Below are 18,767 nucleotides of genomic sequence, written 5' to 3' on the forward strand. Positions count from 1 at the left end.
TCATCTATCCTATAGGATATTTCATACACGGTCCGGTAACAGGCCGGAAACTCTGCCCCCACATTCGCGGAGGTTTTCCCCCATGAACCTCAGCAAGTCGATACGCCTGGCCCTGGCGGCGGTCGTCGCCGCAGGCCTGAGCGCGGCCGTCCCCCCCGCGCCCGCCCTGGCATCACCCACCGATGCCGCGTTCAACTCCTCCACCGGCGCCCTCAACGTCAACTACGCCGGCTACCTGTCCAAGCACGACATCGTCTACAACCGCCAGAACACCAACCCGCTGCACGGGCTGACCGTCGGCAACGGCCGCACCGGCGCCATGGTCTGGTCCCAGAACGGGATCACCGCCCAGGTCTCCGGCGTGGACCTGTCGCAGCAGTCGGCGTTCGCGGCGGGTCTGCTCAACTTCAACACCAGCCCGGCGCTGGACAGCGGGTCGAGCACGTTCCAGCAGCGGCTGTCGCTCTACGACGGCACGCTGACCACGAAGTACGACAGCAACCGCACCGTCACGATCATGGGTTCGCCCAACTCCGAGGTGATGGGCATCCACGTCGACGACACCCGCGGCGGGGTGTCGGCCGCGACGCTGGAGCTGAGCCTGTGGGACCCGAACGGGGTCTCCAACAGCGCCGACGTGTCCAACCTGACGACCTGGCGCACGGTGTCGACCGGCAGCGACAGCTCGGCCGCCTGGTTCAGCCGCGGCCAGGCCGACCCGAACAACTTCGGCTACACCTTCGCCGCCACCGTCGAGGGCGCGTCCTACAGCGCCTCGGTGGTCAACGGCACCCGGGTGCGGCTGAGCATCACCCCGACGTCGAGCTACACCATCTGGTTCACCGCGGCCAGCCGGATCAACTCGCCCAACCTCGACTCGGTCGCCCAGGCCAAGAACCAGCTCGCCTCGGCGAAGTCGACGGGTTACAGCACCACGTTCACGAACTACAAGAACTGGTGGCACAACTTCTGGGGCAAGTCGTTCGTGCAGTACTCGAACTCCGCCGGCGACGCCGACTACCTGGAGAACGTGTACTACCTGTCCACGTACATGATCGCGGCGGGCGGGTTCGGCAACTACCCGGTGCACTTCATCAACGGCGTGTTCCGGGCCACCGGCGACCAGACCAAGTGGAGCAACGGCTACTGGTACTGGAACCAGCGCGACGTCTACAACTCGTTCCTGGCCAGCAACCATGCCGACCTGTTCGCGGGGTTCAACCGGCTCTACAGCCGCAACTACGCCGCGCTGAAGGCGTACACGCAGACCAGGTACGGTACGGACTCGCTGTGGGTGCCCGAGACGATGGGCTGGGACGGCAACGCCCGGGGGACCATCAACAGCGACTACGTCAACGACATCTACTCCACCGGCACCGAGGCCGCGTACAACATGTACCTGCAGTACCGGTACACCAACGACACCGCGTACCTGCAGAACACGGTGTACCCGTACATGAAGGACGCGCTGCGCTTCTACCAGAACCGGTTCCAGCTGATCGACGGCAAGTACCAGATGGTCAACAGCAACGCGCACGAGACCTACTGGGACGTGCGCAACGCGATCACCGACCTGGCCGCGGTCCGGCTGCTCGCCCCGCTGACCATCCAGGTCAGCCAGCAGCTCGGCCTGGACAGCGGCCTGCGCGCGGGCTGGCAGAACCTGGTCGACAACCTCTGGGCGTACCAGGTCAGCAACAACGCCTACCTGCCGCACGACCCTCCGTCGTCGCAGGTGCGCAACGGTGAGAACGTGTCGGCCGAGCTGATCTGGCCGTACGACCGCACCGGCATCGGCTACCCCGACTACAGCACGGCGCTGAACACGTGGAACGTGCGCCCGCACCCGTACGGCAACGTGTGGGCCAACGACCACGCGCAGGCCGCCCGCCTGGGCCTGGGCGACCAGACCTTCAACGGCATGCGCACCATGCTGCAGAAGTACCAGAACTACCCCAACGGCATGACCAACAACACCAACGGGGTGTTCGAGTACCTGGGCATCCACCTCGTCGCCATGAACGAGGCGCTGCTGCAGAGCTACAACGACAAGATCCGGGTGTTCCCGGCGGTCCCGACCGACTCCTCGTTCGTCGGCAAGTTCACCCTGCTTGCCAAGGACGGGTTCCTGGTCAGCTCGGAGCGCGAGGCCGGTGAGATCAAGTACGTCGGCCTGCGCAGCCAGTTCGGCAAGAACGCCACCGTCGTCAACCCGTGGGGCACCCAGCAGGTCCGGGTGCGCCGCACCAGCGACAACGCGATCATCACGACATCGTCGGCGACGGAGATCAGCTTCGCCACGGCCGCGAACACGGTGTACGTGGTCGAGCGCACCGCCAAGCCGCTGAGCAACTACTCGGCGACCACGCTGACGGGCACGCAGAACAACGACGCCAAGTCGCTGCGCAACACCGCCTCGGTGCTGGGCCTGGGCACCGGCACGGGCGGAGGCCTGGTCAACAACACCGACCTGACCTACGACGCGGGCTGGTACCACACCACCGCCCGAGGCTACGGCGACTACAACGACGACACCCACCACACCAACACCGTCAACGCGGCGGCCAGCTACACGTTCACCGGCACCGGGATCGAGTACCTGTCCGAGCGGTTCAGCGACATGGGCAACGTCGACGTGTACCTGGACAACGTGTTCCAGGCCAACGTCAACCTGAACGTGTCCGGACCGCGGCAGGCGCAGGCGGTGGTGTGGTCCAGGACCGGCCTGAGCAACGGGCAGCACACCATCCGGATCGTCAACAAGACCACGTCCGTGGGGATGGTGGACGCGCTGCGGATCACCACCGGCGGCACACCCCAGCCCACCGGTTACGTCGCCCTCAAGGCGCAGGCCAACGGGCAGTACGTCACCGCCGCCAACGCCACCACGGCGCTGATCGCCAACTCCACCACGGTCGACACGGCGCAGCAGTTCCAGGTGACCGACCTCGGCAACGGCAACATCGCCCTGCGCGCCCGGTCGAACAGCCAGTTCGTCTGCGCGGAGAACGCCGGAGCCAACCCGCTGCTGGCCAACCGGGCCTCGGCGGGCTCCTGGGAGACCTTCGCCCTGGTCCGCAACTCCGACAACACCGTCAGCCTGCGCGCCACGGTCAACAACCAGTACGTGGTGGCGGAGAACGCGGGTGCGGCCGCGCTCATCGCCAACCGTGCGGCCATCGGCCCGTGGGAGAAGTTCGAGCTCATCACACTCTGATCACCACCGGTGGGGCCGGTCTCCCGGCCCCACCCGACCACCCCAGCGGAGCCGGTCATTCGGCGACCCGGCTCCGCGCCGACCGTCCGGGCCCACCTCACGTGCGGCCCGGCGGCCCGGCAGGGCACGGGCACCCCCGCCTCCACGGGCGGCGCTCCGCACCCGGCCGGGTCCCACCCCGAGGGAACGCGTCATGGGCACACCCGTCGCCGAGGCACATCGCAGCTCCGAACCGGTCGTCGCCGGTCGCCGGGCGGACCGTGCGCGCCCCGAGGTCCGCACACCCGCACCGTCCGACCCCCACCGATCCCGGAGCGAAGCCATGCCCCGAAGTCCCCGCCCGCGCCTGGCCGCGGGTCTGGCCCTGACGTTGCTGGCGAGCGTGACGGCCGTCGCCGTCAACCTCGCCGCGAGCGCACCCGCGGCCGCCGCGCCGCCCCCCACCAGCAGTTTCGAGAAGGTCAAGCTCGACGGCGGCCTGTCCATGGGCGAGCCGATCGAGCTGTCCGTGCTGCCCGACGGCAAGGTCCTCTACATCAACCGGGGCACCAGCTCCGGCGGCGGCCAGGTCCGGCTCTACAACCCGGCCACCAACTCCACCACCGTGGCGCTGACCCTGCAGCTCGACGCCCGGTTCGAGGACGGCCTGATCGGCATCACGCTGCACCCGCAGTTCGCGACGAACCGCTGGGTGTACCTGTTCTACTCGCCGGTGGCCACGCCGCTGGTCAACCGGATCTCCCGGTTCACCTTCAACACGTCGACGAACGTGCTGGACGCCGCCAGCGAGACCAAGCTCATCGAGTGGCCGACCGAGCGGCGGCTGTGCTGCCACAGCGCGGGCTCGATGACCTGGGACAGCAACAACAACCTGTACTTCGCGGTCGGCGACAACACCAACTCCGGCGGCGACTCCGCCGGCATGGCCCCGATCGACGAGCGCACCTCGCGCGACGCCCAATACGACGCCCAGCGAACCTCGGGCAACACCAACGACCTGCGCGGGAAGATCAACCGGATCCACCCGGAGAACAACGGGACCTACACGATCCCGTCGGGCAACCTGTTCCCGGTCGGCACGGCCAACACCCGGCCCGAGATCTACACCATGGGCAACCGGAACCCGTACCGGATCTGGGTCGACAAGCAGGCGAACAACACCCTGTACTGGGGTGAGGTCGGCCCCGACGCGGGCGCGACGATCCCGAACCGGGGACCGGCGGCCTACGACGAGTACAACCGCGCCACCGGCCCCGGCAACTACGGCTGGCCGTACTGCGGCGGCCCGAACGTCGCCTACAACGACTGGGACTTCGCGGCCAACGCCCCGCGCGGCTGGTTCCCGTGCGGCGGGTCCACCGGCCCGGTCAACAACTCGCCGCGCAACACCGGCCTGCAGCAGCTCCCGCCCACCAAGGGCGCGCTGGTGTGGGAGCAGCACGGCGGCAGCGTCGACTGGCCCGCGCTGGACAACCCGGGCGGCTGCGGCTCGCCCAACCACGCCGAGGTCTATCACTACAACCCGAACCTGGTCTCGGACGTGAAGTGGCCGGCCTACTACGACAACAAGCTGATCATCACCGAGTACTGCCGGAACTGGATCAAGGAGGTCCAGTTCAACAACGGCAACCCGGCGACCGGCACCCCGACCGTCATCGAGCCCGTGGTGTCCGGCATGCAGCTGGTGCACCCGATCGACATGGAGTTCGGCCCGGACGGGTCGCTCTACCTGCTGGAGTACGGCAACGGCTACTTCTCCGGCGACGCGGCCGCGGGCCTGTACAAAATCAACTACGTGGCGGGCGGGCGCTCGCCGACCGCCGTCGCCACGGTCAACCGGGACAACGGCCTCGCGCCGCTCGCGGTGACCTTCTCCAGCGCGGGCAGCAATGACCCCGACGGCGACCCGCTGACCTACGCCTGGGACTTCGACAACAACGGCACCACCGACTCGACCGCGGCCAACCCGAGCTACACGTTCACCACGGTCGGCGACAAGCGGGCCCGGCTGACCGTCAACGACGGCACCGGCCGCTCCGGCACCACCGTCATCCCGATCGTCGTCGGCAACAACCGCCCGGTGACCATCGTCGGCTCCATCCCGAACGGCGGCATCTACGGCTGGGGCGACAACGTCACCGCGACCGCGTCGTCCACCGATGCCCAGGACGGCACCATCGCCTGCGGCAACGTCGTGGTGCGGGTCGCGCTCGGGCACCAGGAGCACGCGCACGAGGAGGGCCAGGGCACCGGCTGCGGCTTCACCTTCAACACCGGCCCGATCCACGCCGGGCTGGACGCGGTGCAGTTCTTCGTGGTCCGGGGCAGCTACACCGACAACGGCGCGTCCGGCACGGTCCCGCTGACCGGCGAGCAGCAGCTGACCCTGTGGCCCAAGCAGTGGCAGGCCGAGCACTACGTGACCCTCAACGGTCCCAAGGTGGTCGACCAGGCCGCGGCCGAGGGCGGCAAGCGCCTCGGTGACATCCAGAACGGCGAGAGCGTACGCCACCACGGCGTCAGCCTGAAGGGCATCACCAGCGTCAAGGCCCGGGTCTCCTCGGCCGGGGCGGGCGGCGTGCTGTCCTTCCGGTACGACTCCACGACCGGCCCCGAGGTCGCCAGGATCACGGTGCCCGGCACCGGCGGCTGGGACAACTACACCGAGGTCACCGCCCCGGTCACCAGGCCCGACGACGGCACGCACGACCTGTACCTCGTGTTCACCGGCTCGGGCACCGGCGCGCTGTACGACGTGGACAGCTACACGTTCGTCGGCGCCGGTGTCGGCAGCACCCCGCCGGGCGGCGGCCAGGACCTGGCGCAGGGCCGCCCGGTGACGGTGTCCAGCACCGAGGCCGGCGCGAACGTGGCCGCCAACGCGGTCGACGGCAACGCCGCCACCCGCTGGAGCAGCCTCTACGCCGACCCGCAGTGGATCACCGTGGACCTGGGCGCGTCGTACAACGTCAACCGGGTCCGGATCAACTGGGAGGCCGCGTTCGGCCGGGCGTACCGGGTCGAGGTGTCGCAGGACTTCAGCTCCTGGACGTCGATCTTCTCGACGGCCACCGGTGACGGCGGCGTCGACGACCTGACCGTCACCGGCACCGGCCGCTACGTGCGCGTCTACGGCACCCAGCGCGGCCTGACCCAGTACGGCTACTCGCTGTGGGACCTGAACGTCTACGGGTCCCCGGCGAGCGGCACGACGCTGCTGTCGCGCAACCGCCCGGTCACGGTGTCCAGCACCGAGGCCGGGGCCAACGTGGCCGCCAACGCGGTCGACGGCAGCACTACCACCCGGTGGAGCAGCCTGTACGCCGACCCGCAGTGGATCACCGTGGACCTCGGCCAGACCCGCAACGTCAGCCGGGTCGTCCTGAACTGGGAGACGGCCTACGCCACCGCCTACCAGGTGCAGGTCTCCAACGACAACAGCACCTGGACCACGATCTCGTCCACCACCGCCGGCAACGGGGCAGTGGACGACCTGGCGGTCAGCGGCTCCGGCCGCTACGTGCGCATCAACGGCACGGCGCGGGCCACCCAGTGGGGCTACTCGCTGTGGGAGTTCGACGTCTACGGGTCCTGACCCTCTCGCGCCGGAGGCGGCCGTCCGTCGCCTCCGGCGCTTCTTCGACAAGGAGCAACGATGCGCAGAAGGTTTCTGTCCCTGCTCGCCGGCCTGGCCCTGGCGGTCGGGTCGGCGGCGCTGGCGCTGCCTGCCACGGCGCAGGCCGCGCCGCTGACCAAGGTGCTGGTCTTCTCCAAGACCGCCGGCTTCCGCCACTCGTCCATCCCCAACGGCATCGCCGCGATCCAGGCCCTCGGCACGGCCAACGGCTTCACCGTCACCGCCACCGAGGACGCCGCCCAGTTCACCACCGCCAACCTGGCCCAGTACCAGGCCGTCATCTGGCTGTCGACCACCGGCGACGTGCTCAACGCGACCCAGGAGGCGGCGTTCCAGAGCTACATCGCCGCGGGCGGCGGCTACGTCGGCGTGCACGCCGCCGCCGACACCGAGTACGACTGGGCGTGGTACGGCGGCCTGGTCGGGGCGTACTTCGCCTCGCACCCGGCGACCCAGCAGGCGACGATCCGGGTCGAGGACCGGTCCAACATCTCCACCTCGCACCTGCCGCCGACCTGGACGCGCACCGACGAGTGGTACAACTACCGCGCCAACCCGCGCGCCAACGTCAAGGTGCTGGCCAGCCTCAACGAGTCGTCGTACAGCGGCGGCAGCATGGGCGACCACCCGATCACCTGGTGCCAGAACTACGGCGGCGGGCGCTCCTGGTACACCGGCCTCGGCCACACCGAGGAGACCTACGCCGACGCGAACTTCCGGACCATGCTGCTCGGCGGCATCCAGGTCGCGGCCGGGGCCAAGCCCGCCGACTGCCGCCCGGAGACCGGCTACACCGCGATCTTCGACGGCACGCAGGCGAGCCTCAACCAGTGGCGCATGGCCGGGCCGGGCGGGTTCACGCTGGCCAACGAGACGCTGACCTCGTTCGGCGGTATGGGCCTGCTGTGGTTCCCGGTGCGCACGTACAGCAACTACTCGCTGAAGGTCGACTGGATGATGCCGGGCGACGACAACGGCGGCGTGTTCATCGGCTTCCCGGACCCCGGCAACGATCCGTGGGGGCCGGTCAACGCCGGACACGAGATCCAGATCGACGCCACCGACGCCGACCCGAGCCGCACCACCGGCAGCGTGTACAGCTTCCAGGCGCCCAACACCACCGCCCGCGCGGCCGCGCTCAACCCGCCCGGCCAGTGGAACACCTACGAGATCGGGCTGCACGGGCAGCGGGTCGAGATCTGGCTCAACGGCGTGAAGATCAACGACTACACCAGCACCCGGGCCATCGCGACCGGCTACATCGGCGTGCAGAACGACGGCACGGGCGCGGACATCAACTACCGCAACATCCGGATCAAGACCGACGGCACCCAGCCGCCGGCCACCGACGTCGCCCAGGGCAAGCCGGTGACCGCGTCCAGCACCGAGGCGGGCGGCAACGTCGCGGCCAACGCCGTAGACGGCAACGCCGCCTCCCGCTGGAGCAGCCTGTACACCGACCCGTCCTGGATCACGGTGGACCTCGGGCAGTCGTACAACCTGACCCGGGTCCGGCTGAACTGGGAGACGGCCTACGGCCGGGGGTACCAGCTGCAGACCTCGCCGGACAACAGCACCTGGACCACGGTCTACTCCACGACCACCGGCGACGGCGGCGTGGACGACGTGACCCTGACCGGCACCGGCCGCTACGTGCGTATGTACGGCACGCAACGGGCCACCCAGTGGGGCTACTCGCTGTGGGACTTCAACGTCTACGGCACCCCCGCCGGGACCGGCCCGGTCCTGCTGTCGCGCAACCGCCCGGTGACCGTGTCCAGCGTGGAGCCCGGCAGCGCGCACAACGGCGCGAACGCCGTGGACGGCAACACCGGCACCCGCTGGGGCAGCGCCTACGCCGACCCGCAGTGGATCTCGGTGGACCTCGGGGCGAGCAAGTCCATCAGCCGGGTCCGGATCAGCTGGGAAGCGGCTTACGGGCGGGCTTACCAGGTGCAGACCTCGCCGGACAACAGCACGTGGACCACGGTCTACTCCACCACCGCCGGTGACGGCGGCGTGGACGACCTGACCGTCACCGGCACCGGCCGCTACGTGCGCGTCAACGGCACCCAGCGCGGCCTCACCCAGTACGGCTACTCGATCTGGGAGCTCGACGTCTACGGAAGCTGACCAGCTGCGCTGCTGGCACGCGCTCCGCGCGTGCGGCGTCCGGCTCTCAGCCGGCCGCACCTGCTCCACCCCGGCGCGCACGCCCCTGCGCGCCGGGGCACCCCACCCCCTCGGAAGGAACCCCATGAGAAAGATCCCCCGGTGGCGGCTGTGGCTCACCGCCGCCGCCACCCTCGCCGCGAGCGCCGCGGTGTCCGTGACGGCGGGCGCGCCCGCCGCGCAGGCCGCGCCGATCCCGGCGGCCGACTACCAGCAGGTGTCGCTGGCGACCGGCTCGGCCGAGCTGGGCGAGCCGATGTCGCTGGCGGTGCTGCCCAACCGCTCGGTGATCCACACCGCCCGGGACGGCACGATCCGGGTCACCGACGTCAACGGCAACACCAAGCAGGCCGCGAAGCTGTCCGTGTACACCCATGACGAGGAGGGTCTGCAGGGCATCGCGGTCGACCCGAACTTCGCGACCAACCGCTACATCTGGGTGTACTACTCGCCGCCGCTGACCACCCCCGGCGGCGACGCCCCGGTCACCGGCACCGCCGCGGACTTCGCGCCGTGGAAGGGCCACCTGCGGCTGTCCCGGTTCACCCTCAACGCCGACGACACCGTCAACACCGCCAGCGAGCGCATCACGCTGCAGGTCGACAACGACCGCGGCCAGTGCTGCCACGTCGGCGGCGACATCGACTTCGACGCCGCGGGCAACCTCTACCTGACCACCGGCGACGACACGAACCCGTTCGAGTCGGCCGGTTACAGCCCGATCGACGAGCGCACCAACCGCAACCCGCAGTTCGACGCGCAGCGGTCCTCGTCGAACACCAACGACCTGCGCGGCAAGCTGCTGCGCATCAAGCCGCAGGCCGACGGCAGCTACACGATCCCGTCGGGCAACCTGTTCGCGCCGGGCACCGCCAACACGCGGCCCGAGATCTACGCGATGGGCTTCCGCAACCCGTTCCGGATGAGCGTCGACAAGGCCACCGGCATCGTCTACCTCGGCGACTACGGCCCCGACTCGGGCACCACCGACACCAACCGGGGTCCGAGCGGGCAGGTGGAGTTCAACCGGATCACGTCGGCGGGCAACTACGGCTGGCCGTACTGCACGGGCACGAACACCACCAGCGAGACGTACAACGAGTGGAACTTCGCCACCAACAGCACCGGCGCGAAGTACAACTGCGCGGGCGGCCCGGCCAACAACTCGTTCCGCAACACCGGCCAGGCCACGCTGCCCGCGGCCCGGCCCAGCTGGATCCGCTACGGCGGTGACGCGGGCACCCCGCCGGAGTTTGGCAGCGGCTCGGAGTCGCCGATGGGCGGCCCGGTGTACCGGTTCAACGCCTCCTCCACCTCGACGGTGAAGTTCCCGCAGTCCATGGACGGGCGCTACTTCGCCGGTGAGTACGGCCGGCGCTGGATCAAGGCCATCGCGCTCAACGCCGACGGCACGCCGGGCGAGATCTCGGCGTTCCCGTGGACCGGCACCCAGGTCATGGACATGGCCTTCGGCCCGGACGGGGCGCTGTACGTGCTCGACTACGGCACCGGCTCGAACAACCAGGGCCTGTTCCGCATCGAGTACATCGGCGGGGCCAACCGCAACCCGGTCGCCAAGGCCGCCGCGGACAAGACGTCCGGGGCCGCGCCGCTGACCGTGAACTTCTCCTCGGCGGGCAGCGCGGACCCCGAGGGCGGGGCGCTGAGCTACCTGTGGACGTTCGGCGACGGCACCACGTCGACGGCGGCCAACCCGACCAAGACGTACACGGCCAACGGCACGTACAGCCCGACCCTGCGGGTCACCGACCCGGGCGGCCTGACCGGCACGGCGAGCCTGGTCGTCACGGTCGGCAACACCGCACCGACGATCAACCTGACCACCCCGGGCAGCGGCCAGCTGTTCACCTTCGGCGACACGGTGTCGTTCAACGTCACCGTCAGCGACCCGGAGGACGGCACGATCAACTGCGGGCGGGTCACGGTGACGTACTCGCTCGGCCACGACAGCCACGCCCACCAGATCACCTCGAAGACGGGCTGCTCGGGCACCATCACCATCCCGGTCGACGGCGAGCACGACGCCGCGGCGAACATCTTCGGCGTCATCGACGCGGCCTACACCGACAACGGCGGGCTGACCTCGCGCAGCACCCGCACCCTGCAGCCCAAGAAGCGCCAGGGCGAGCACTACGGCGCGACCTCGGGCGTGCAGCCGGCCGACCACGCGGCGGCCGAGGGCGGGCGCACCGCCGGCTACATCGAGAACAACGACTGGATCTCGTATACCCCGTACATCGTGGGCAACGCGACCCAGTTCACCGCGCGGGTCTCCTCGGCGGGCGCGGGCGGCACCATCGAGGTGCGCACCGGCTCGGCCACCGGCACCCTGCTCGGCACCGTCACCGTGCCGGTGACCGGCAGCTGGGAGACGTTCACCAACGTCACGACCAACCTGTCCGGCGCGCCGTCCGGCACGACGACGCTGTACCTGGTGTTCAAGGGCGGCACGGGCAACCTGTTCGACGTCGACTCGTTCACCTTCACCACGGGCACGCCGCCCGCCAATCCGGTGGTCGCGTGGCGGGCCCGGGTCAACAGCCAGTACGTCACCGCGGCCAACGCCACCACGGCGCTGATCGCCAACTCCACCACCGTCGGCACCACGCAGCTGTACGACCTGGTCAGCCTGGGCGGCGGCAACTACGCCCTGCGCTCCAAGGCCAACAACATGTTCGTCTGCGCGGAGAACGCCGGTGCGAACCCGCTCCTGGCCAACCGGGCCGCGGCCGGATCCTGGGAGACGTTCACCCTGGTGAACAACTCCGACGGCAGCGTCAGCCTGCGCGCGACGGTCAACGGCATGTACGTCGTGGCCGAGAACAGCGGCGCCGGATCACTGATCGCCAGCCGGACCGCCATCGGCCCCTGGGAGAAGTTCGACCTGATCACGCAGTAGCTCCGAGTCGCCAACCGCACCGCCATCGGGGGATGGGAGAAGTTCGACATCGTCCCCGGCTGACCTGGCGCGTGAGCCCCGTCCCGCGTCACCCACCGCACCGCAGCTCGCCGCCCTTGCGATTGTTTCGCGGGGGCGGCGAACTGTTGCCTGGAGAGCGTTTTCGTATTTCCATGTCCGATCAGGTCGTTACGGCGCAGGGCTTGACTGCCGCTACGTGACCGAGTAAACATCTAGGAAATATCCTATAGGATTTCGACGACTCGAAGTGCCTGACTAGGGAAGGAACTCGGCATGAGGCCGCTTGTTCGACTGGGCTCCACCGTCGGCGTGCTCGCTTTGGTGATCGCGGCGGCGGCCTGCACCAAGAAGGAAGAAACCCCCGACGGCGGCGCGACCGCGCTGACCGCCGCCCAGGTGAAGGTGGCGCTGGTTCCCGGTGGCGCGCACCCGTACTTCCAGCCGTGGAAGGACGCCGGCGGCAAGGCCAAGACCGACTTCGCGTTCGGCGACGTGACGTTCAACGAGACCGCCGGCTGGGACCAGACCAAGCAGAACGACGTGCTCACCTCGCTGGCCGCGCAGGGCTACAACGCGTTCGGCATCTTCGGCGTCGCGCCGGAGAGCATCAACTCCACCTTCGAGAACCTCAAGAAGCAGGGCTTCCACGTCGGCTCGCTGGCCTCCTGCCCGGCCGGCGACAAGAACCTCGCCGACTTCTGCCTGTCCACCGACGTGCAGGAGGCGGCGTACAAGGCGGCCAAGGCGGCCGTGGACGCCATGGGCGGCGCGGGCAACCTGGTCCACCTCACCGGCAACAAGGTCGACTCCAACACGCAGCGCCGTATCGCGGGCGTGCAGAAGGCCGTCGACGAGACCGGCGGCAAGGTCAAGCTGCTGGACACCATCACCGACATCGACAAGGACCTGCAGACCGCGCAGAAGGCCGTCGCCGACCTGCTGGCCGCCAAGGGCAGCCAGGTCAACGCGATCGTCACCACCGCCTACAACCCGGCCGTGGCCGCGGCCGGCGGCGTGAAGCAGGCCAAGCTGCCGATCAAGGTGATCGCCATCGACGACGACCCGACCATCATCGCGGGCATCAAGGCCGGCGAGGTCGCCGCGACCGTGCTGCAGAACCCGGTCGGCCAGGCCTACGTCGGCTCGTACGCGCTGGTGAAGCTGTCCGAGGGCTGCACCATGGCCACCCCCGGTGTCAGCATCGACTCCGGTTCCTTCGTGGTCACCACGGCCAACGTCGCGACCTACGACAACGACCGCGCCGCCAAGACCGACTCGCTCAAGTCCGACTTCGACAGCAAGTACCTCACCTGCGCCAAGTGATCCGCTGACGGCCGGGGCGAGCGGGCCCCGGCCGGCGACGGACGCGCCCCGGCCTCACCCCCACGCGGCCGGGGCGCGTTCGTCGCCGCCGTGCCCCACCACCCGGAGAGTGCAGTGAAGCAAGAGGAAACCACCCCCGAGCAGCGGCCGCCCGCGCGCCTGCCGCTGTGGGCCAACCCCCGGATCGGGCTCGTCGTGCTGCTGATCGCGCTGATCGCGCTGTTCACCACGCTGCGGCCCGCGTTCCTGAACACCCAGCTCACGCTGGTGCCCATGCAGGCCGACATCAGCGTGTACGCGGTCGTCGGGCTGTCCCAGCTCGCCGTGCTCTCCCTGGGCCACATGAACATGGCAGTCGGCCGGATGGCCGCGATGAGCGCGTTCGCCTCGGGCCTGCTGCACGACCGGCTCGACGCGCCGCTGCTGGTGGCGCTGGCCGGCGGCCTGGCCGTGGGCGCGCTGCTGGGCGCGCTGGCCGGGCTCATCATCTCGCGCACCGGGGTCAACTCCTTCGTGGTCACGCTGGCCCTGGACTTCGCGCTGATCGGCCTGGTGTCGCTGCTGTACGCCACCTTCACCGACGGCGTGGCCTTCACCGGGCTGCCCGCGGGCATGTCCGCGCTGCGCACCGACACCTTCGCCGACTACTGCGCCGGGGACGTGTGCGGGCCGGAGATCCCGCTGCTCGCCCCGATCGCGCTGATCGCGGTGCTGGCGGTCGGCCTGCTGTTCCGGTGGTCGCGGGTCGGCCGCGAGGTGCTGATGACCGGGGCCAACGCCAAGGCCGCGCAGCTGTCCGGTATCCCGGTCGGCTGGCGGGTCGTGCAGGCGCACGCCCTGTCGGGGCTGCTGGCCGGGCTCGCCGGGTTCCTGCTGTCGGCCAACAACGGCTCGTTCTCGGCCGGGGTCGGCGACGGCTTCCTGCTGCCGTCCTTCCTCGCCCCGGTGCTCGGCGGCACGCTGCTGGTCGGCGGCGCGGTCAGCGTGCTCGGCACGGTGCTCGGCACCGCCATCACCCAGGTCATCTACAAGGGCCTGAACCTGCTGCAGTTCCAGGTCGACGAGCTGAAGCTCTACATCGGCCTGGTGCTGCTGGCCGCCCTGTCCCTGGACCGGCTGCGCCACGTGCTCGCCGAGCGGCGGGGGGTGCCGGCATGACCAGCACCGTCGAGCAGACCACGCCCCGGGCGAAGGCCCCGGCCGGGGCGGCCCCGAGCCGGCTGCGGAGCGCCGTGCGCACGTCGGAGTTCACGCTGGTGACGCTCGCCGTCATCGGCTTCGTCGCGCTGACGCTGACCACCGACGGCAACATGCTGTCCGCGGGCACCCTGGCGGCGTTCTTCCGCTTCCTCGCCGTACCCATGATCATCGGGTTGGCGCAGATGGTGGTGCTGGCCATCGGCCAGATGAACCTGTCCGTCGGCGTGCTCACCGGCTTCTGCGCCATGGTCGCCGCCTGGGCCATGCTGGAGGCCGGGCTGCCCGCGCCGCTGGCGGTGCTCGCCGCGATGCTGCTCGGCGCGGCCGTCGGCCTGGGCAACGGGCTGCTGGTCGTGTTCACCAGGATCAACGCGTTCATCGTCACCCTGGCGACCATGACGATCATCGACGGCCTGCGGTACGGGGTGAACGGCCCCGGCACCTATCAGGACTACTCCGCCGGACTCGAAGAACTCGGGCAGGCCTCGCTGCTCGGGCTGCCGGTCGTGTTCCTCATCGCGTGCGCGGTCGCGGCCATGGTGTGGTTCTTCTTCGCCCGCACCGTGCCCGGCCGGCACCTGCTGGCCAGCGGCGGCAGCCCGTTCGCCGCCCGGCTGTCCGGGGTGTCCAACGACCGGTCCATCGTGCTCGCGCACGCGCTGTCCGGGCTGCTGTCCGGGGTCGCCGCGGTGCTCACCCTGGCCCAGTCCGGCTCGGTCAACGCCACCATCGGCGACGACCTGCTGCTGCCCAGCTTCGCCGCGCCGATCATCGGCGGCGTCGCGCTGGCCGGGGGTGTGGTCAGCGTGCTGGGCACCAGCCTGGCCGCGTTCATCGTGCGGCTGGTCGACGTGGCGCAGGCCCAGTTCGCCATCAACCGGCGCTGGGTCGACCTCATCGTCGGCGCGGTCGTGCTCGGCGTGGTGCTGTCCGGCGCGATCCGGACCAAGCTGTCCCGGAGGTCGTCGTGATGCTGCTGGCCGAGGGCCTGACCAAAGCCTTCCCGGGCGTACGGGCCCTGGACGGCGCGACGCTGCGCCTGGCCGCGGGCAGCGTGCACGCGCTGCTCGGCGAGAACGGCGCCGGCAAGAGCACCCTGGTGAAGATCCTGACCGGGGTGTACCGCCCCGACTCGGGCCGGGTCGTGCTCGACGGCGACGACGTGCACTTCGCCAGCCCTCTCGAAGCGCTGCACGCGGGTATCGGCGTGGTGCACCAGGAACGCAACCTGGTCCCCGAGTTCTCCATCGCGGAGAACATCGCCCTGCAGCACCTGCCGAACCGGCTCGGCATGGTCGACCGCACCCGCATGCGGGCGCAGGCCCGCCGCTGCCTCGACCTGCTCGACCTGGACCTCGACCCGGACACCCGGGTCGCGGAGCTGTCGGTGGCGCAGGCGCAGCTCGTCGAGATCGCCAAGGCGCTGTCGGTGGACACCCGCGTGCTGCTGCTCGACGAGCCGACGGCGTCGCTGACCGGGGACGAGGCCGACCGGTTGTACGCCATCGTGCGCAAGCTGACCGCCACCGGCCACGCCGTGGTGCTGGTCAGCCACAAGCTCGAAGAGGTGTTCGCGGTCGCCGACACGGTCACCGTGCTGCGCGACGGGCGCAGCGTGGCCGAAGCCCAGCCGCTGTCGGAATACACCCGCGACGAGATCGTGGACCTGATGGTCGGCCGGGCGTACGCCTCGGTCGAGCTCACCGCCCGCACCGTGGACCGCACCGCGACCCCCGCGCTGGAGCTGGCCGGGCTCAGCACCCGCCACGGCCACCGCGACGTCTCGCTCACCCTCGCCCGCGGCGAGATCCTCGGCCTGTACGGCCTGGTCGGCGCGGGCCGCACCGAGCTGGCCAAGGCGCTGCTCGGCCTCGACGAGATCACCGGCGGCGAGGTCCGGGTGCATGGGACGCCCGTGCGCATCCGCGACGTCGGGCAGGCGCTGCGCCGCCACCGCATCGGCTACGTGCCCGAAGACCGCAAGGGCGAGGGCCTGTTCCTGGAGCAGCCGATCACCCGCAACGTCGGGGTGACCGTCTGGCGGCGGCTGGCCCGCTTCGGCCTGATCCCGGACCGGTCCGAGCGCGACGTGGTCGCCGAGTACACGAAGCTGCTGGGCATCCGGGCCGCGTCGCCGGGCCAGCTCGCCGGGCAGCTGTCCGGCGGCAACCAGCAGAAGGTCAGCCTCGCCAAGTGGCTCGCCGCGAGCTGCGACATCCTCATCGTGGACGAGCCGACGGTCGGCATCGACGTGCGCACCAAGGCCGCGTTCCACGAGCTGATCGCCCGGCTGGCCGGACAGGGCATGGCCATCCTGCTCATCTCGTCGGACCTGCCGGAGATCGTCACGCTGGCCGACCGGATCGCGGTGATGGGCGACGCCGCCGTACGCGGTGAGCTGGTCAACGACCACGACTACGACGCGGTGAGCCAGCGGGTCATCCGCCTCATCCACGCCGCGCCCGTGCCGGCCTGACCCGACACGAAGGCCCGTCCCACCGGGACGGGCCTTCGTGTCAGGGGACGGTCAGTGCCGGCGCTCCGCGGCCGCCTGGCACTTCACGCAGTGCGTCGACCAGGGCATGATCTCCATGCGCGCGGGCGGGATCTGCTGCCCGCAGCCGTCGCAGGTGCCCAGCGCGCCCCGCTCGAACCGGGCCAGCGCGTCGGACAGCTTGCGCATGTGGTCGTCGAGCGCCGCCGTGAGCAGGTCCTGCTGCTCGGTGTCGGAGACCATCGTGCCCGCGTCGGCGACGTCGCCGGGGCCCTGGTCTCCGGAGCGGCGCAGCAGCCGGACGGACTCGCTCTGCACCCGCAGCTGCTCGGCCGCCTCCTCGTACCGTGCCTTCAACAGCACGCCGAGCTGTGCGTTGTCGAGCGTGCCTTCCAGCGTTGTCATCATGCCTCCACTGTCTCGGTGCATCGTTGCTGCCCGATGCCGCCGCCGACCAAACCTCCGTTGTCAAGCGAGACAACGGAAACGGAGCCCTGCGGTTTCGGGTGAAGCACGGCCATCGTGCGTCGGATGTCTGAGCTTTCGCTGAACGCCGAACCAGTGGGTGGCGCGGGCGCGTTATCCTGCCCGCCACGCCGACGGCAGGGGATTCGCGCGGTACGCGGCAAGCCGAAATGCCCGATCGATCCCGAAGAAGTCCGGTGGGTGGACGGGTGGTATGCCGGCTCCCGCTCGCGTTCGGCGAGAACCTTCGCCACGGGGCCCGTGATGCTGCCCACTGACGGATTTTTCCCGGCGGCCGCACAGGCTCAGGCGCCGGCGGGCCGAACGTGAATGTGAGTTGATTTAGGATTTAAGTTGCATTTTTGGCATGTCTTCTGACTTGTGTCTAGTGCCCGATTTGGTTACGTTGTCCTGCAGTGCCATCCCTGGCGAGGGCGACTCGCCTGAATGGGGCTCCGGACGGACCGGCGCCCGACGTGACCGAAGGGTGTGGTCGTGCGCTATCGGCCAGAGCTGGTCAGGGAGGCCGACCGCTACTGCGGGCGGCGCCGCGCGGGCACCCCGTCGCGGAGCAGGTACGCCACCGTGCTGGCCACCGCCGCCGCCGGTGCGGGCATCGTGGCGTTCGGCGCCGCGGCCGTCGTGCCCGACGCGAAGGCGGAGACCTCCGGCGAGCACCTGACGGCATTCGCCGACGCGGCCCGGGGCGACACCGCTACCCGGCCCAACCGGGGCGACCGCCAGCTCAGCACCTCCATCAGCCAGGACGCCCCCGACGCGTGGGTGCTGCCGCTGCACGGATACACGCTGAGCTCCCGCTACGGCATGCGCTGGGGCCGGCCGCACCGCGGCCTCGACCTGGCCGGAATCGCCGAGGGAACGCCGTACATGGCGGTGCGCGGCGGTGTGGTGGTGCAGGCCGGCTGGAACGGCGGCTACGGCAACTCGATCATCGTCGACCACGGGCACGGCCTGCAGACCCTGTACGGGCACTCCAGCCGGGTGCTGGTCCAGCCGGGTGACCGGGTCCAGGCCGGCGACGTGATCGGGATGGCCGGCAACACGGGCTACTCGTACGGCACCCACCTGCACCTGGAGATCCACGTCGACGGCGTCGCGCACGACCCGCTGACCTGGTTCAAGAAGCACGGCGTCGACTTCGAGCTCGAACTCGAAGAGGTTTACGGCAGCTGACGCCACGACACTCCCGTGGATGGCGAGGGAGTGGGAAGCGCGGCCCCGGCCCAGCGCCGTCCATCTGTTCGAGGAATGAGCACGACGAGGCCGGTTCGGGATAGGACGAACCGGTAGTCTTCCC

The 18,767-nt window shown here is 70.0% G+C and carries 10 protein-coding genes; 9 read left to right on the top strand and 1 reads right to left on the bottom strand.

The window, feature by feature from the left end; all coding sequences use genetic code 11:
- Positions 1-82: 82 nt before the first annotated feature.
- The 8 genes from ACFQO7_RS23040 (at position 83) to ACFQO7_RS23075 (ending at position 16,966) form a co-directional block, all read left to right on the top strand.
- Positions 83-3,217, top strand: coding sequence for a fascin domain-containing protein (locus ACFQO7_RS23040; protein WP_376808302.1), 3,135 nt, complete (start codon positions 83-85; stop codon positions 3,215-3,217).
- Positions 3,218-3,539: 322 nt separating this feature from the next.
- Positions 3,540-6,812: a discoidin domain-containing protein gene (locus ACFQO7_RS23045; RefSeq protein WP_376808303.1), complete on the top strand. Its 3,273-nt coding sequence runs from the start codon at positions 3,540-3,542 to the stop codon at positions 6,810-6,812.
- Between the two features lie 60 nt (positions 6,813-6,872).
- Positions 6,873-8,987 (top strand): ThuA domain-containing protein, encoded by a 2,115-nt coding sequence (locus ACFQO7_RS23050; RefSeq protein ID WP_376808304.1) that lies wholly within the window; start codon positions 6,873-6,875, stop codon positions 8,985-8,987.
- 124 nt (positions 8,988-9,111) lie between these two features.
- Positions 9,112-11,946 (top strand): PQQ-dependent sugar dehydrogenase, encoded by a 2,835-nt coding sequence (locus ACFQO7_RS23055; protein WP_376808305.1) that lies wholly within the window; start codon positions 9,112-9,114, stop codon positions 11,944-11,946.
- A gap of 294 nt (positions 11,947-12,240) precedes the next feature.
- On the top strand, positions 12,241-13,290 hold the full coding sequence (locus tag ACFQO7_RS23060) for a sugar ABC transporter substrate-binding protein (protein ID WP_376808306.1): 1,050 nt from the start codon (positions 12,241-12,243) through the stop codon (positions 13,288-13,290).
- A 114-nt stretch (positions 13,291-13,404) separates the two neighbouring features.
- Positions 13,405-14,448: an ABC transporter permease gene (locus ACFQO7_RS23065; RefSeq protein WP_376808307.1), complete on the top strand. Its 1,044-nt coding sequence runs from the start codon at positions 13,405-13,407 to the stop codon at positions 14,446-14,448.
- Positions 14,445-15,461, top strand: coding sequence for an ABC transporter permease (locus ACFQO7_RS23070; RefSeq protein WP_376808308.1), 1,017 nt, complete (start codon positions 14,445-14,447; stop codon positions 15,459-15,461). The genes ACFQO7_RS23065 and ACFQO7_RS23070 overlap by 4 nt, the downstream gene beginning before the upstream one ends.
- Positions 15,461-16,966: a sugar ABC transporter ATP-binding protein gene (locus tag ACFQO7_RS23075; protein WP_376808335.1), complete on the top strand. Its 1,506-nt coding sequence runs from the start codon at positions 15,461-15,463 to the stop codon at positions 16,964-16,966. Before ACFQO7_RS23070 ends, ACFQO7_RS23075 begins: the two co-directional genes overlap by 1 nt.
- A gap of 51 nt (positions 16,967-17,017) precedes the next feature.
- On the opposite strand, the gene ACFQO7_RS23080 is transcribed toward ACFQO7_RS23075, so the two are convergent.
- Positions 17,018-17,389, bottom strand: coding sequence for a TraR/DksA family transcriptional regulator (locus ACFQO7_RS23080; protein ID WP_376808309.1), 372 nt, complete (start codon positions 17,387-17,389; stop codon positions 17,018-17,020).
- A gap of 555 nt (positions 17,390-17,944) precedes the next feature.
- On the opposite strand from ACFQO7_RS23080, the gene ACFQO7_RS23085 reads away from it, so the two are divergent.
- Positions 17,945-18,643, top strand: a complete 699-nt coding sequence (locus ACFQO7_RS23085) for a M23 family metallopeptidase (RefSeq protein WP_376808310.1) — start codon at positions 17,945-17,947, stop codon at positions 18,641-18,643.
- Positions 18,644-18,767: the final 124 nt, after the last annotated feature.

Source organism: Catellatospora aurea (assembly GCF_042663325.1).
GTDB classification, from domain to species: domain Bacteria; phylum Actinomycetota; class Actinomycetes; order Mycobacteriales; family Micromonosporaceae; genus Catellatospora; species Catellatospora aurea.